This window comes from Halomonas sp. HL-93, assembly GCF_900086985.1.
Taxonomy (GTDB): Bacteria; Pseudomonadota; Gammaproteobacteria; order Pseudomonadales; family Halomonadaceae; genus Vreelandella.
On sequence record NZ_LT593974.1, the window covers coordinates 1,491,567 to 1,507,137 of the forward strand.

Sequence of the window (15,571 nt, forward strand, 5' to 3'; positions counted from 1 at the left end):
ATTATGCTGTTTGCAGATTCAATGTCACTGTTGTGGTTGAGTTATTACGGGCTGTCGCTAGTGGTGTTTGTGGCAGTTTATTTTGCGTTTGCCTTTTTACCCAGGTTACCGCGCCTGCTGCTGACATGGTGCGTTGGCGGGGCGATGTGGGCGCCCGCGCCGTTTCGCTTGCCGCTGATAGAGGAAGGCGAGTTTTACGCAGGTTGGGCTCCTTCTGCCATGGTCGCTGCCGTAGGGTTTTTAGAAAGCAATGGCGGTGCACTGCGTAACGGCCTGCTGTGTGTGCTGCTTGGCGTGGCCATTGGGGGTGTTGTAGGGGTTGCGCTGTGGTGGCGGGGTCGTACCAAAGCCGACGACGCGCCTGAGGTGGATGAGCGCCCAGCCAACGACCCCGATGAAACGCGCCGCCGTGAACCGGTGATCGGCTAATCCCAACAGGAGGGCCGCGATGTGTGAGCTGTTGGGGATGAGCGCTAATGTGCCCACCGATATCTGTTTCAGCTTCGCAGGTTTTTTACACCGCGGGGGTGGAACGGGGCCTCACCGCGATGGTTGGGGCATCGCCTTCTATGAGGAAGGTGGTTATCGGGAGTTCCGCGACCCTCACCCCTCGGTTGACTCACCCATCGCACGGCTAATTTGTGATTATCCCATCAAGTCCACCGTGGTGATTAGCCATATTCGTCAGGCCAATGTGGGTGGCATTGGATTAGCCAATACTCACCCGTTCACACGTGAAATGTGGGGGCGTCCATGGTGCTATGCCCATAATGGCCAGCTTAGCGGCTGGCAAACGCTATCGCTTGGCTTTTATACCCCAGTGGGTAGTACCGACAGTGAGCACGCCTTTTGCTGGTTGATGAGCGAACTGAGGCGTGCGTTTCCAACGCCACCAGAGGCGCAAGCGCCCTTATGGCAAACCCTACACGGGTTATGCGAACAGTTACGAGCGCTGGGTGTATTTAATTTGTTGCTTTCTGACGGTACATATCTCTATACGTATTGTTCAACTAAGCTTGCTCATATTACCCGTGCCGCGCCTTTTGGTGAGGCGGAGCTGTCCGACGCCGAACTTACCGTCAATTTTGCCGAACACACTACGCCCAATGATGTAGTGTCGGTGATTGCCACCGAACCGTTAACTCACAACGAAAAATGGCAGCGGATGCAGCCGGGCGAGCTAGTGGTATGGCGGGATGGGTGTATTCAAGCACGTTATTTAAGCCATGCTTAATACAATGCTAGATCTAAAGTTGAAACGAAAGTTTCAATCGATCGTTTTACAGCGGTAAACCAGTCGTATATCGTTGCGTTTTCGTGACACGACAACAACAAGGTCGGTGACGACATCGACATGGAAACTGGAGATTGCCCATGAGCGAACAAGTTGATGCCCCCATTTTGCGTGGTCCTGCGCTTGAAGGGTTAGACCAGTACGCTGCCGTTACCGACGTGTTTCACGCGGCGGTGGCGCGTTTTAAAGACAAACCGGCGTTTAGCTGCATGGGTAAAACGCTCAGTTTCGCTGACCTGGACCGGTTATCGGCTAATTTCGCGGCCTGGTTACAGCATGAAACCGACCTGGAGCCCGGTGATCGTATCGCCATTCAACTACCTAATGTACTGCAGTTCCCCGTTGCCGTGTTTGGCGCGTTGCGCGCTGGATTAGTTGTGGTTAATACCAATCCGCTATATACCGAACGCGAAATGGCGCATCAATTCAAAGATGCCAATGCCAAGGCGATTTTGATTTTAGCCAACATGGCGGACAAGCTTGAACGGGTGCTTGATAAAACCGAGATCAAGCATGTCGTGGTCACCGAGCTTGCCGACCTGCACGACTTCCCCAAGCGATTGTTAATCAATAGCGTTGTCAAGTACATCAAGAAAATGGTGCCCCGCTATTCGCTGCCCCAGGCGGTGAGTTTGCGCGATGCTTTACATAAAGGGCAGGCATTGAGTCACCGTGAGGTCACTCGCCAGCAGGAAGATTTAGCCGCGCTTCAATATACCGGGGGGACCACTGGCATGCCCAAAGGGGCGATGCTGACCCACCGCAATCTTGTCGCCAATATGCTGCAGGCAAGACAGGCCATCGGCGGTAACTTAACCGATGGAAACGAGCTGGTGATTGCGCCGTTGCCCGTCTATCACATCTACACTTTTACCGTTAACTGTCTGTTTTTGATGGAAACCGGCAACCACTCAGTATTGATTACCAATCCGCGTGATCTGGATGGCTTTATCAAGACATTGAAGGGCATGCCGTTTACTGCCTTCATTGGCCTCAATACGCTGTTTAATGCCTTGTGCAACCGTGATGACTTCAAACAGCTGGATTTCTCAAAGCTGCACTTGACCATTTCCGGTGGTATGGCGCTGACCAAAACCTCTGCCAAGCGTTGGCAAGAGGTCACAGGTTGCCCCATTTCGGAGGGCTACGGGCTGACGGAAACATCACCGATTGTCAGCTTTAATCCAACGGATGCCATTCAGCTGGGTACTATTGGCAAACCCGTCGCGGGCACGGCGGTCAAAGTGGTCAATGCCGACGGCCAGGATCTACCGCTAGGTGAACCCGGCGAACTTTGTGTACAGGGGCCCCAGGTGATGAAGGGCTATTGGCAGCGCGAAGAGGAAACGCGCAACTCCATTGATGATGATGGTTGGTTCTATACGGGGGATATAGCCGTGCTGCAGGACGATGGCTATATCCGCATTGTGGACCGTAAGAAAGATATGATTTTGGTGTCTGGGTTTAACGTTTACCCAAATGAAGTGGAAGACGTGGTCGCTGGTCACCCCGACGTGCTGGAATCGGCCGCGGTGGGCGTTGCCGATGAAGCGGCGGGGGAGGCGATCAAGCTGTTTGTGGTCAGTAAAAACCCCGAGCTGGATGCCGAAACATTACGTCACTGGTGTAAAAGTGAGCTGACGGGCTATAAAGTGCCCAAGTACATTGAGTTTCGCGATGAGCTACCCAAAACCAACGTAGGTAAAGTACTGCGCCGTCAGCTGCGCGACGAAGATAGCGGTAACGCTGCTTCATAAGAGGTGGCGTGATTTATGCGCGTGATAAGTGAACGCGTTACAATGGTCTGCCCGCTCTGATGAGCGGGCAGATTTTTTTATACGTGCCACCCTGTAGGGACCAATAGGATTTGGATCATATCGTGACCAACGACACGCCACTCGCACCGACCGCTGATGCACAACGCCTCAAGACGCTAACGTCCGCCGTAGGTAACATGATGCGGCGGGATGCTCAGCGTTTCGAACGGCGTTTATCAGGCCTGTCGCGTCGCCTGCATGAGGGCAAGCCGATTGGTCGTGGTCTGAACGAGCTGGAACCCGAGATGGTCCGGGCACAGCAGCTACTTCTCAAGCGCCAGAACCAGTCGTTTGACTGGAATTATCCGTCCGAATTACCCGTTGTCGAGCGCCGCGAGGATATCCTTACGGCGCTGCGCGATCATCAGGTAGTGGTGGTCGCGGGGGAAACCGGCTCGGGGAAAACCACACAATTACCCAAAATGTGTTTGGAGCTAGGTCGTGGGCGGCGTGGCCTGATTGGCCACACCCAGCCGCGACGGCTTGCCGCGCGCAGTGTCGCTAGCCGGCTTGCCGAAGAACTTACGGTGCCGCTGGGCGAGCAGGTGGGCTATCAGGTTCGTTTTGCCGACCAAAGCAACGAGAACACCTTGGTCAAGCTAATGACCGATGGGATCTTGCTGGCCGAAACCCAGCATGATCCGCTGCTGCTGCGCTACGACACGTTGATTATTGACGAGGCCCACGAGCGCAGCCTAAATATCGATTTCCTGCTGGGCTATCTGAAACGTCTGTTGCCCAAGCGGCCGGATCTGTCGATTATCATCACCTCCGCAACCATCGATGTGGCGCGATTTGCCGCCCACTTTGGCAGTGCCCAGCGGCCTGCGCCGACGGTCGAAGTCTCCGGTCGTGCCTATCCCGTTGAGGTGCATTATCGGCCGCTAGTGCGCGACGGCGAGGACGAAGAGGATCGTACGCTGCAAGAGGGCATTCTCCACGCCGTGGAGGAGATTGAGGGGCTTGAGCGTGAAAAAGGCTGGCAGCATGGCCCCCGTGATGTGCTGGTATTCCTACCCGGCGAGCGGGAAATCCGCGAAACGGCGGACACGCTGCGCCGTGCTGATTTGCGCGACTGCGAAGTACTGCCGCTGTACGCGCGGCTTTCCAATGCCGAACAAAACAGGGTGTTCGCGCCGCACCGTGGGCGGCGTATCGTGCTGGCAACCAACGTCGCCGAAACGTCGCTGACCGTCCCCGGTATCCGCTATGTGATCGACCCGGGACTGGTACGCATCAGCCGTTACAGCTACCGCTCAAAAATCCAACGCTTGCCGGTGGAGCCGGTGAGCCAGGCAAGCGCCAATCAGCGTAAGGGACGCTGCGGGCGTATTGCTGAAGGCGTGTGTATTCGTTTATACGACGAGGACGATTTCCTGGCGCGCCCGGCGTTTACCGACCCCGAGATCCAGCGCACCAACCTTGCCTCAGTCATTTTATCCATGCTGGCGCTTAAGCTGGGTAATATTGAAGATTTTCCATTTGTCGACCCACCCGACAGCCGCTTTGTCAAAGACGGCTTCCGGCTTCTCTTTGAGCTTGGGGCTGTCGACGAAGGCCAGCGATTAACACCGCTTGGCCGCAAACTCGCGCGGTTGCCGATTGACCCCCGGCTGGCGCGTATGGTGCTGGCGGGTAACGAACAGGGCAGCTTGCGCGATGTATTGGTCGTGGTCTCCGCGCTGGCGATTCAAGACCCCCGTGACCGCCCGGCGGACAAACGCCAAGCCGCCGATCAGGCCCATCAGCGCTGGCACGATCCCGATTCCGATTTCGTGGCCCTTTTAAACCTTTGGCACGGTATCGATAACGCCCGTGAGGCGATGTCGGGCAATCATCTGCGCCGCTGGTGTCGCGACCGCTACATCAATTACCTACGGGTGCGTGAGTGGCACGATACGTTTCGTCAGCTACGTCAACTGCTGCGCGACATGGACATCGAAGTGCCGGCGCCCAAGCCCGCCACTGAGGATGAAAGTGAAGAACAGGCTCGCCAGACGCGGCGCAAAACCTCCGGCGCTCTGCACAAAGCCCTGCTGACTGGGTTGCTGTCCAACCTGGGCACGCTGCTCGAGAATCGCGAGTATTTGGGCGCGCGTAATCGTAAATTTATGATTCACCCCGGTTCGGGGCTGGCGAAAAAGACGCCTAAATGGTTGATGGCGTTTGAAATGGTGGAAACCTCCAAGCTGTTTGCCCGCACCGTAGCGAAGATTGACCCGCAGTGGATTGAGCCGCTGGCGTCACATCTCGTCAAGCGCAGTTACAGCGAGCCCCATTGGGAGATGAAACGTGCCCAGGTGGTGGCGTTTGAGCAGGTGACGCTGTTTGGTTTGCCTATCGTCACCCGGCGACGCGTACATTACGGCCCGATTGCCCCTGTCGAGTCGCGTGAGCTGTTTATTCGTCGTGGCCTGGTAGAAGGTGAGTTTCACACCAAAGGGGAATTTTTTGCCCACAATCGGGCGCTGATTGAAGAGGTCGAATCACTAGAAGATCGTGCCCGTCGGCGCGATATCCTGGTCGACGAAGACAGTTTATTTGCGTTTTACGACGAACGGCTTCCCAGCGACATTGTCAACGGCAAAGGGTTTGAGCACTGGCGCAAGCAGGCCGAGCAGCAAGACCCGGCGCTACTCAAGTTTGATATCGAGGCGCTCAAGGCCCGCGACGCCGAAGACGTTACCCAGGCGCAGTACCCGGATCACCTGACCCTGGCAGGGGTTGCCTACCCGTTGAGCTATCATTTTGACCCCGAGGCAGAGGACGACGGCGTGACGCTGACCGTCCCCGCGGCGATGCTGCCGCAATTGCCTGAATACGCCCTGGAATGGTTGGTACCGGGTTTGCTGCGGGAAAAATGTATTGCCTTGATGAAAGCCTTGCCCAAGAGCATACGCCGCCAGGTAGTACCGATTCCCGACTGGGTCGACGCGGCGTTGGAAACGCTGGTGCCTGACCAGCGGCCGTTGACCGAGGCATTGGGCGAATTTATTCGTCAGCGCACGGGAACGCGTGTGCACCCCGATGATTGGCGCCTCGATACGCTGCCTGATCATTTGGTGATGAACATCCGGGTTGTCGATCATGCCGGTAAGACGTTGGGGCAGGGCCGCTCGCTGCGTGCTCTGGAGGCGCAGTTTGAAGCGGCGGCCAAAGCGGGGGCTCAAGCGCTTGCCGCTCAGGTAAGCGAAGCACCTGACTTATCGGGCCTACCCGATGAGCCTTTGCCGGATTCCCGCGTGACTACACAGGCAGGCATACGGGTAGAGGCTTATCCAGCGCTAATCAACGAGGGTAATGCCTTCAAGGTGATGCTGTTTGATCATGCAGCAAAAGCCCAGGCGGCTCATCAAATGGGTGTGGCGCGTTTAGCGATGCAGCAATGCCCCGCCCAGGTCAAAACAATCAAGGCACTGCCCGCGTTGGAGAAATGCGCGTTGCTGTTTGCCAACGTGGGTAGTAAGCAGGCGTTAATTGATGATGTGTTAGTGGCAGTGTTTACCCAAACGGCGGCACAAGCGCCTTTGCCGCGCTCGGCAGCCGCACTGAACGACCGACTGACAGCGGTTAAAGGCGATCTTGTACCCCATGCCGAGCAGTTGCTGGATCAGGTAGCAACTGCCCTGAAAGGCCACTTGGCGGTCAGCAAGGTATTAAAAGGCAAGCTCAATTTCGCGTTGGCGCTGGTGTATAGCGATGTGAAAGCGCAAATGCAGCGCCTTGTATATCCAGGATTTATCACCCAGGCAGGAGAGTGGCTAACTGAATACCCGCGTTATACCGAGGCGGCGTTGATTCGGTTGGAAAAAGCGGCTCGAGAGCGGGGCCGCGATCAAATGCTCATGCAAGACGTCCAGGCGATGGAGGAAAAATTCGATACCCGTCGCGACAACGAACGTCGCGGACGCGTTGAGGACCCATCGCTGGTCGAATTTGGCTGGTGGCTGCAGGAGCTGCGCGTGTCGTTATTTGCCCAGCAACTTGGCACGCGGATGCCTGTTTCGGTAAAACGGTTGGAAAAACGCTGGCAAGAGATAATTAACGTTTAGACGCAGGCTGGAAAAAAGCGCTTTAAACGCACACAGTAATGGTATCGGCGGGCTTTATTAGCTTTCTGGCGTAAGCAGCCGAACAAGGAGATTTGCATGACACATGTGGTGATTACCGGCACGGGACTCTATACACCGGAACACGCCATTGATAATGCGTCGTTAGTTGCCGCATTCAACGCCTGGGTGGACCAAGAGAACGCCCGTCATGCCGATGCGATTGAGCAGGGCCAGCGTGAACCGCTTGCTCACTCAAGCAGTGAGTTTATTGAAAAAGCGTCAGGTATCAAAAGTCGCTATGTGTTAAACGCTGACGGAATTCTTGATCCGACGCGCATGCGGCCCAAATTGCCCCAACGCGAAAACGATGAGCCGTCGATCCAGTGCAGTATGGCATTAAGTGCTGCGCGTGATGCATTGGAGCGCGCCCAAGTGGACGCTCGCGATATTGAACTGGTAATCGTCGCTTGTTCTAATTTAGAACGAGCTTATCCAGCCGTTGCGGTTGAGCTTCAGCACGCGCTCGGCGCGGGGGGCTATGGGTTTGATATGAATGTGGCCTGTAGTTCGGCCACATTTGCGATCGAAACCGCCGCCAACGCCATCGCCTCGGGTAGCGTTAAACGTGCGCTAGTGGTTAATCCTGAGATATGCTCGGCACACCTTAACTTTACCGACCGCGACAGCCACTTTATTTTTGGCGATGCATGTACTGCAGTGGTGCTGGAAAGTGCAGCCTGTGCGACCGCTGACGAGGCCTACGAGATACTGGGTACCCGATTAGCAACCACTTTTTCCAACGCGATTCGAAACAACGCAGGATTTTTGAACCGTGTGACCGATAGCGATCCGCTGGCGGTGGATAAACTGTTTGTACAGGAAGGTCGTCGTGTTTTCCGCGAGGTGTGCCCTATGGTGGCCTCCCTGATTACCCAGCATTTGGCATCGTTAGAATTACAGGGGAGCGATGTGAAGCGCTTGTGGCTGCATCAGGCAAACCGTCATATGAATGATCTGATTGCCCGTAAAGTGTTGGGGTATGACCCTAGCGAAGCGCAGGCTCCGATTATTCTTGACCGCTATGCGAATACGAGTTCGGCGGGGTCTATTATTGCGTTTCATTTGCACCGTGAGTCGCTGGCGTCAGGAGACATTGGCGTTATTTGCTCATTCGGCGCAGGCTACAGCGCAGGCAGTGTGGTCGTCAGGCGTCAATAACCGCCTGCAAAAAATCAAAATGCATAAACGAGGAATGCAGTATGCCTAGTATAGGGACATGCCTCTTTAAGAATTGCACTGCTGGGGGGCTCGCTTTTGTGGTGGCGTTAGCGCTTAGCGGCTGTGCAAGCACTGGTTCGCAAACATCACAGGAGCCACATCCGGACGATCCCTGGGAAGGCTTCAACCGTAAGGTGTTCGTGTTTAACGATGTGCTCGATCGTTATGCACTGAAGCCAGTAGCGACGGGATATCGCACCATTACGCCTGAGCCACTACAGCTGGGTGTGGGCAATTTCTTCAGCAATTTGGGTGAGCTTCGCACTACGGTAAACAGCTTGCTCCAGGGCAAGCCAGCCAATGCCGGACGTTCAACCTCGCGGTTTTTAGTCAATACAACCATGGGGCTGGGTGGGCTATTTGATATGGCCTCGCATATGAACGTTGACGCCGATCAAGAAGACTTTGGCCAAACGTTGGCGATTTGGGGATGGGAAGACTCTCGCTATCTAATGTTACCGCTATTGGGGCCGAGTACGCTGCGTGATACGTCGGGAATGCCCGCCGATATGGCGGCTTATCCAGTGACGTACGTAGAAGACGATGCGGTGCGGGCGGGTCTGACGGCGCTTAATATCGTCGATACTCGTGCAGGCCTGTTGGATCAGGAAGATATGATCCAGGGGGACCGCTATCGGTTTATCCGTGATGCCTATCTTCAGAGTCGTCAGTTTGAAATTAGTGACGGTGAGCTAGGCGATGATCCCTTTGCAACCGACGATTTTGAATACGATGATGCCGACTTCGCCGACTGAGGCTTGCCATGGCGCATAAGCAGCTGATTGCGGTGATCGATGAGCCTGGGCAAGAGCGTGATGCTCTGGCCGAGGCGATTACCTGCGATGGTATGTGGGTATATGCAGCGGACAATATCGAGCATTTGCCGGCGGACACGGCATTGATCGTGGCTCACGCCAGGTCGGTTCCCCGCCAGCAGTGGTCGCAACTAACTCATCGGCTACCCACGGTGGTAGTGAGTGACTCGCGCCAGGATGCCGATTTGATCAAAGCCGTGGACGTAGGGCTGGTCGATTACATTGTTCATCCCTTGCGTCATGCTGAATTACTGAGGCGTATGATTCGCAAGGCGATCGAACTGGATGCGCTTGAAAAAGCCCGTGCCCGCGACCATGAGCGCTTAGCCGAGCTCAACGAGAGTTTAGAGACTCATCTTGCATTGCTGCGCATGGACCAACAAAGCGGGGGGCATATCCAGCGGAGATTGTTACCGGCGCACCCCAAAGTCATCAATGGGGTTTACTATGATTACTGGTTTGCGCCTTCGCTTTACTTGTCGGGGGATTTTCTCGATTATCAACGCTACAATGCGCGTTACAGCGCCTTCTATTTTGCTGATGTCTCAGGCCACGGTGCCTCCTCGGCCTTCGTTACTGTTTTGTTAAAATATCTTTGTAACCGCTGGCTTGGAGAATGGGACGGTACTTCGCCCGATCAGCTTCCCCAGCAATGGTTAGCTGCAATGAACCGTGAGTTACAGGGAACCGATATAGGCAAACACGCCACGTTATTTGTTGGCGTTATTGACCATGAAGCGCATACTCTGCACTATTCGCTCGGAGCACAGCTGCCGATGCCGCTATTAGTCTCGGGTGACCAACTGACAAGGTTGCCAGGCGAGGGCATGCCGGTGGGGTTATTTCCCGATGTAGAGTACCCAGTACTCAGTTGTGAATTACCCGCTGAATTTCGGCTGTGGCTGTGCTCAGACGGCGTATTGGAGTGCTTGCCGGGTGATTCGCTCGACACGCGGCTCAGGGAACTTGAGCAACTTATAAGCGTGAGTGTCACGCTTGAACAGCTTTGTGATCGGTTGACCAACAACAACGCACTGTTAAGTAAACAGCGCGCTGAGGATGAGGCCAGCTCCGATCGCGATGCTTTGCCCGACGACCTGACAATCATGATGGTGAGCGGATTTGGTCATGCTGATTGAAGAAGGCCGCTTAAAAGCGGCGTTCGACTCTGGTGTTTTTGTTTTAAAATTGTGTGGCGACGTACGCTTAACACTTTGCGCCACCTTGGATACCCAGGCCCAGCGCTTGGCCGAAACGCCGGGCTTGCGGGCGGTGATGATCGACCTGCGTGAGGCGACGAATGTCGACTCAACGGCGCTCGGTTTTCTCGCCAAAGTGGCCATGGCGGTTAAAGGGCGTTTGGAACAACCGCCTACGATAATCGTGGATAACCAAGATGTACGCCAAATGCTTGACGTCATGGGGTTTGCACGTTTTTTTACCCTCATGGAGGCGCCACTCCAGCCGACGGCAGGACTGAATCGTGCCTTGAAAGAACTGCCCGAAGTGCCGGCAGATGAGCAAGGCCTGCGCGAGCGGATTTTAGAAGCCCACCGCATTTTAATGCATATGAACGAGCATAACCGCGAGCAGTTTCAGCCGCTGGTGGACATGCTTGAATCGCAAGAGGCGGCCCATCATTAACGGCTCCCCGCGTTTGTTTTAGTCGCTATTTATCTCTCCTATTGTCAGAGTTTTATTAGCTCTTTGACGGTTTGCATCGCCATGGCCGACAACTCAGCATAAAAGGCATATAATTAGCCGCCTACCTTTTATGCTGCCGGTGTAACTGTGGCCACCTTAAGGAGAGACATGGAACTGAATCCCCGTCGCGTCGCCATTCTGGTGGCCGCTAATACCGCTTTGGCCCCTTTTGCGATTGATGCCTATTTGCCCGCAATGGGCGCCATTGCCGAAACGGTTAATGCCAGTATCCACCGCACTGAGCTATCAATTAGTATCTTCTTGTTCGGTTTTGCATTGGGGCAGCTGTGTTTTGGGCCTTTGTCCGACCGACTAGGACGCAAACCGGTGCTGATGAGTGGTCTGGTGGTGTTTTTATGCGCCAGCTTGATGATCACGACGGCTGATAGCCTTCCTTCGCTGCTTATTTGGCGATTTGTTCAAGCCTTGGGAGGAGGCGCGTGCGTGGTCAATTCTGCTGCCATAGTGCGTGATTGTTTCAGTGGTCGAGAAGCAGCGAAAGTCATGTCGACCATGGCTATGATTATGATGCTCGCGCCTTTGGTTGCACCGGCAGTGGGGAGCCTGCTGTTGCATTTGGCTGACTGGTGGTTAATTTTTGTGTTTCTCGCCGTTTATGCCGGGTTTCTCCTCTGGTTGTTGGGCTCACGTTTGCCCGAAACCCGCGACATGTCGTTGCCAGCCGCGTCGCCACGTCAGGTGATTCGCAACTATGCCAGTGTGTTGCGACACCGCGAGGGGATGGGGTATATCTGCGCAGTGGCCGCTTCATTCGCTGGCCTGTTTGCGTTTGTGACGGCCTCGCCTTTCCTCTACCTCGATTACTTTTCGCTAAGCCCAGGGGTATATCCCTTTGTCTTCGGCGTCAACGTGGTGATGATCGCTTTTTCAAACCGGGTGAATATTTATTTATTGCGTAAACGCACTCCCCAGCAGAATTTACGCTTTGGCCTGGCCGTGCAGCTAGTAGCCGCTCTGGGTTTAGTCGCTGCTACGGCGCTCAATATCGCCTCTCTAGCAGTGGTCGTGCCGCTGATTATGCTATTTACCGGCATGATCGGTTTGATTACGCCTAACGCCATTTCTTCTCTGCTTGATCATTTTGGTCATATCAGTGCGACGGCAACCGCCCTGTTAGGCGGGATTCAATTTAGCTGTGGCGCGCTGGCGGGTGCCATAGTGGGCTTTTTTGAAGTCGAACACCTTTGGCCGATGGTGCTGACCATGTTAGCGGTAGCCCTATTGGGTAATGTCGGGGTGCGCTTATTAACGCCCGCAGCGAAGGACGCGCCTACCGCATGATAGATGCCGCCTTCACATGGTTGGACATGCCGCTTACCACTTGGACGGGGTGTGCACTGATCTTAGCGCTGGGCGCCTTTGTGCAGCGTGCCACCGGTTTTGGCTTGGCGGTTATCGGTGCGCCACTATTGCTGATGATAGAGCCGCGTCTGGTGCCTGTGGTGTTGGTGCTGTTTGGGCTCACCGTTTCACTGATGATGGTGCGTGCCTATTGGCACGAGGTCCGCTTGGGGGCAATGGGCATGGCGTTGGTGGGGCGTTTGCCCGGCAATGCGCTGGGGCTGTGGCTGTTGGTAGCGGCCCCCATGGCGGTGTTGGAAAAGTTAATTGCCGCGATTGTGCTGTTTGCAGTGCTCGTCACGCTATGCCGCGTACGGTTGCCGGTAAATCGCGTGTCGCTATTTGGCGCTGGGGTGCTATCGGGTATTTTCGGTACTGTTGCCGCCATTGGCGGGCCGCCGATGGTATTACTGATGCACGGCTTTGCACCTGATCGTCTGCGGGGTAATTTAGCCGCTTTCTTTATTATCACGTCATTGTTGACGCTTGTCACGCTGGCGTTGGCCGGGCGGGTGGGGCTATGGCAACTGGGTGTGGCGGCGACCCTTTTGCCTGCCGTGCTGCTGGGGAATGCACTGGCGGATGTCGTCGCGCACCGTATCGACAGGCAATGGTTGCAGGCGGCGTCGCTGTCCCTGTGTACCTTGGCAGCGGTAGGGCTATTGCTGTAATGCCTTTAGCTTTATGCGAGACGTGCTAAAAAAACCAAAAAAATTATTGCATGACTTTGCTTGTCATGAAGTTGTCATTGAAGCGATGCAAAGTAACTCCTGCGAAGGCCAGATACCTTATACCAACAGGAGTAATTCGCATGAACCGTATTCTTAAAACCACCGTCATCGCAGCTGCAGTAATGAGCGTTGCTGGTGTTGCACAAGCGCGTGACCAAATCCGCATTGTCGGTTCCAGCACGGTTTATCCGTTTGCCAGCTACGTAACCGAAGAATTCGGTGCGGTAAGCGATTATCCAACGCCGGTAATTGAGTCTACGGGGTCAGGCGGCGGTTTGCGTCTGTTCTGTAACGGCATTGGCGACGGCACCCCAGACATTACCAACGCATCGCGTCGTATGAAGCCCTCTGAGTTCGAGCGTTGTGAAGAAAACGGCGTTAACGATATCACTGAAGCCAAGATCGGCTCTGACGGTATCGTAATGGGTCAGTCTAACGAAAATGACGAGCTTGATCTGACCCTCGAACAGATCTTCCTGGCGGTAGCCGCCCAGGTGCCTGAAGACGGCGAACTGGTCGATAACCCCTACGAAAACTGGAGCGACATCGATTCCGATTTACCGGATCGTGAAATCTCCATCTACGGACCGCCCACTACTTCGGGTACCCGCGATGCCTTTGAAGAGCTGGTCATGGAAGCTGCTTCAAGCGAGATGGACGAATACGAAGAAGCTTACTCCGATATTCGTGACGACGGCGCTTACATCGATGCCGGTGAAAACGACAACCTGATTGTTCAGCGCCTGCAGGAAGACACCGGTGCTTTCGGTATCTTCGGCTATTCCTTCCTGGCGGAAAATACTGACACCTTGAACGCAGCGAGCATTGAGGGCGTCGAGCCTGAGCCAGAAGCCATCAGCGCTGGCGACTACCCGGTTGCACGTTCACTGTGGTTCTATGTGAAGAACCAGCACGCTGACGAAGTGCCGCCTATGTACGATTACACCGAAATGTTCATGGAAGAGCAGATGATTGGCGAAGATGGCTACCTGAAGGATATCGGCCTGATCGTGCTGCCGGAAGAAGAGCGTGAAGAGTGGCGCCAGAAGATGGCTGACCGCACACAGTTGGAACTCTCTGATCTGGAATAACAGAGATACTGGTTGATATTTAGATGATGGCCGACAGCGTAAGCTGTCGGCCTTTTGCTTTGTGATTGTCGTTGCCACACCGGCTTTTTGATTTGGTGCTTGTCACATAGCTGTAATGTTTCTGATGCAAAGTACTTCCAAACCCGATTTCATTAGGTAATGCGAGAGAGATCAAATGCAGACCAACCAGCTTGTTTTGATTTTCTGCAGTGCGTTATTGCTGCTTGGGCTGTTGGCCTTTTATGTGGGCCGCGCCAAAGCTGCACGCGTGCGCAGCGCTGGTGGCAGCATGTTTGCCCAGCCCGATCAGTATGCTTGGTTTGCCGTGCTTTCTACGGCAGGTCCGGCAATATTGGTGGGTGCAGTAGGTGCTTTCGTGATGCTGCTGTTAGGGGCGGATATCCCCACTTTTTACCTCTTGGCCGCGAGCCTGGTGGTGGCCGCAGCAGGGCTTGTGGTTGGCTTGGCGCAGGTGCGGCCTAACTTCCATGCCCGTCAGGCGATTGAGCGGGTGATTCGAATGGCGCTGGCCTCGGCAGCGTTGATTTCGATCTTTACCACTTTCGGCATTTTATTTTCGATCATTTCCGAGGCGGTGAGTTTTTTCCAGATGCACAGCTTCTGGGAGTTTATCACCGGTACCACCTGGAGCCCCGGGGACAGTTTCTTGGCCTCTGCTGGTCGCGGCGATGGGGAAGGTGCGCAATTTGGCTCGGTACCGCTATTTGCCGGCACCTTTATGATCACCGCGATTGCGCTGTTTGTTGCGGTGCCTGTCGGGCTGCTGTCGGCAATTTATATGTCCGAGTATGCACCACAGAAAGTACGCACTGTAGCGAAACCGATACTCGAGATTCTCGCCGGTATTCCCACCGTGGTGTACGGCTTTTTCGCGGCGATTACCGTGGCGCCTATCATCGTTAATGTTGCCGGTTTTTTCGGTCTTGAAGCGTCCTACAACAATGCGGTAGCCCCGGGTGTTGTGATGGGTATCATGATCATTCCGTTTATTTCCTCGCTTTCCGACGATGTGATCAATTCAGTACCCGATACCATGCGCCAAGGGTCGCTGGCGCTTGGCATGACCAAAGGCGAAACCATTCGCGACGTAGTGATTCCCGCTGCGCTACCGGGCATCATCTCAGCCGCGCTATTAGGGATGTCTCGGGCGCTGGGAGAAACCATGATTGTGGTCATGGCCGCCGGTATGCGCCCCAATCTTACCGCTAATCCGTTAGAGGACATGACGACCGTGACAGTGCGCATTGTCGCGGCGCTTACCGGTGACCAAGAGTTTGAAAGTGCCGAAACGTTGTCGGCTTTCGCGCTTGGCTTGGTGCTGTTTGCGGTAACGCTGACGCTTAATCTGGTCTCGGTGCTGATGATCCGCCGATTCCGTGAAAAATACCGCGTGAACAATCTGTAAC

The 15,571-nt window shown here is 54.9% G+C and carries 12 protein-coding genes; all 12 read left to right on the forward strand.

The window, feature by feature from the left end:
* Positions 1-3 precede the first annotated feature (3 nt).
* The 12 genes from GA0071314_RS06780 to pstC all read left to right on the forward strand — a co-directional run bounded on the left by GA0071314_RS06780 (position 4) and on the right by pstC (position 15,570).
* Positions 4-429 (forward strand): hypothetical protein, encoded by a 426-nt coding sequence (locus GA0071314_RS06780; protein ID WP_074395934.1) that lies wholly within the window; start codon positions 4-6, stop codon positions 427-429.
* Positions 430-448: 19 nt separating this feature from the next.
* The gene (locus GA0071314_RS06785) at positions 449-1,234 is read left to right on the forward strand and encodes a class II glutamine amidotransferase (protein WP_074395935.1); all 786 of its coding nucleotides are present in this window, start codon (positions 449-451) and stop codon (positions 1,232-1,234) included.
* 140 nt (positions 1,235-1,374) lie between these two features.
* Positions 1,375-3,051: an AMP-binding protein gene (locus GA0071314_RS06790; protein WP_074395936.1), complete on the forward strand. Its 1,677-nt coding sequence runs from the start codon at positions 1,375-1,377 to the stop codon at positions 3,049-3,051.
* Positions 3,052-3,251: 200 nt separating this feature from the next.
* Entirely contained in the window at positions 3,252-7,163 is a 3,912-nt protein-coding gene (gene hrpA, locus GA0071314_RS06795) for an ATP-dependent RNA helicase HrpA (RefSeq protein ID WP_082934319.1), read from the forward strand.
* A 96-nt stretch (positions 7,164-7,259) separates the two neighbouring features.
* On the forward strand, positions 7,260-8,381 hold the full coding sequence (locus tag GA0071314_RS06800) for a beta-ketoacyl-ACP synthase III (RefSeq protein WP_074395937.1): 1,122 nt from the start codon (positions 7,260-7,262) through the stop codon (positions 8,379-8,381).
* Positions 8,382-8,422: 41 nt separating this feature from the next.
* Positions 8,423-9,196, forward strand: coding sequence for an MlaA family lipoprotein (locus GA0071314_RS06805; RefSeq protein WP_082934211.1), 774 nt, complete (start codon positions 8,423-8,425; stop codon positions 9,194-9,196).
* Between the two features lie 8 nt (positions 9,197-9,204).
* A complete protein-coding gene (locus tag GA0071314_RS06810; protein ID WP_074395938.1) occupies positions 9,205-10,395 on the forward strand; it encodes a PP2C family protein-serine/threonine phosphatase in 1,191 nt (396 codons plus the stop codon).
* Positions 10,385-10,900 carry an STAS domain-containing protein gene (locus tag GA0071314_RS06815; protein ID WP_074395939.1) on the forward strand — a complete coding sequence of 172 codons (516 nt, stop codon included), beginning with the start codon at positions 10,385-10,387 and terminating at the stop codon, positions 10,898-10,900. Before GA0071314_RS06810 ends, GA0071314_RS06815 begins: the two co-directional genes overlap by 11 nt.
* 168 nt (positions 10,901-11,068) lie before the next feature.
* Positions 11,069-12,262: a multidrug effflux MFS transporter gene (locus GA0071314_RS06820; RefSeq protein ID WP_074395940.1), complete on the forward strand. Its 1,194-nt coding sequence runs from the start codon at positions 11,069-11,071 to the stop codon at positions 12,260-12,262.
* Complete coding sequence (locus GA0071314_RS06825; protein WP_074395941.1) at positions 12,259-12,993, forward strand: sulfite exporter TauE/SafE family protein; 735 nt, start codon at positions 12,259-12,261, stop codon at positions 12,991-12,993. Before GA0071314_RS06820 ends, GA0071314_RS06825 begins: the two co-directional genes overlap by 4 nt.
* Before the next feature lie 140 nt (positions 12,994-13,133).
* Entirely contained in the window at positions 13,134-14,144 is a 1,011-nt protein-coding gene (locus GA0071314_RS06830; protein ID WP_074395942.1) for a substrate-binding domain-containing protein, read from the forward strand.
* Positions 14,145-14,319: 175 nt separating this feature from the next.
* Positions 14,320-15,570, forward strand: coding sequence for a phosphate ABC transporter permease subunit PstC (pstC, locus tag GA0071314_RS06835; protein ID WP_074395943.1), 1,251 nt, complete (start codon positions 14,320-14,322; stop codon positions 15,568-15,570).
* The last annotated feature ends 1 nt before the right edge of the window (position 15,571 follow it).

Coding starts and splice junctions, on each gene's coding strand:
- GA0071314_RS06780 (WP_074395934.1), top strand. CDS start 4: ATGCTGTTTGCAGATTCAATGTCACTGTTGTGGTTGAGTTATTACGGG.
- GA0071314_RS06785 (WP_074395935.1), top strand. CDS start 449: ATGTGTGAGCTGTTGGGGATGAGCGCTAATGTGCCCACCGATATCTGT.
- GA0071314_RS06790 (WP_074395936.1), top strand. CDS start 1,375: ATGAGCGAACAAGTTGATGCCCCCATTTTGCGTGGTCCTGCGCTTGAA.
- hrpA (WP_082934319.1), top strand. CDS start 3,252: ATGCGGCGGGATGCTCAGCGTTTCGAACGGCGTTTATCAGGCCTGTCG.
- GA0071314_RS06800 (WP_074395937.1), top strand. CDS start 7,260: ATGACACATGTGGTGATTACCGGCACGGGACTCTATACACCGGAACAC.
- GA0071314_RS06805 (WP_082934211.1), top strand. CDS start 8,423: ATGCCTAGTATAGGGACATGCCTCTTTAAGAATTGCACTGCTGGGGGG.
- GA0071314_RS06810 (WP_074395938.1), top strand. CDS start 9,205: ATGGCGCATAAGCAGCTGATTGCGGTGATCGATGAGCCTGGGCAAGAG.
- GA0071314_RS06815 (WP_074395939.1), top strand. CDS start 10,385: ATGCTGATTGAAGAAGGCCGCTTAAAAGCGGCGTTCGACTCTGGTGTT.
- GA0071314_RS06820 (WP_074395940.1), top strand. CDS start 11,069: ATGGAACTGAATCCCCGTCGCGTCGCCATTCTGGTGGCCGCTAATACC.
- GA0071314_RS06825 (WP_074395941.1), top strand. CDS start 12,259: ATGATAGATGCCGCCTTCACATGGTTGGACATGCCGCTTACCACTTGG.
- GA0071314_RS06830 (WP_074395942.1), top strand. CDS start 13,134: ATGAACCGTATTCTTAAAACCACCGTCATCGCAGCTGCAGTAATGAGC.
- pstC (WP_074395943.1), top strand. CDS start 14,320: ATGCAGACCAACCAGCTTGTTTTGATTTTCTGCAGTGCGTTATTGCTG.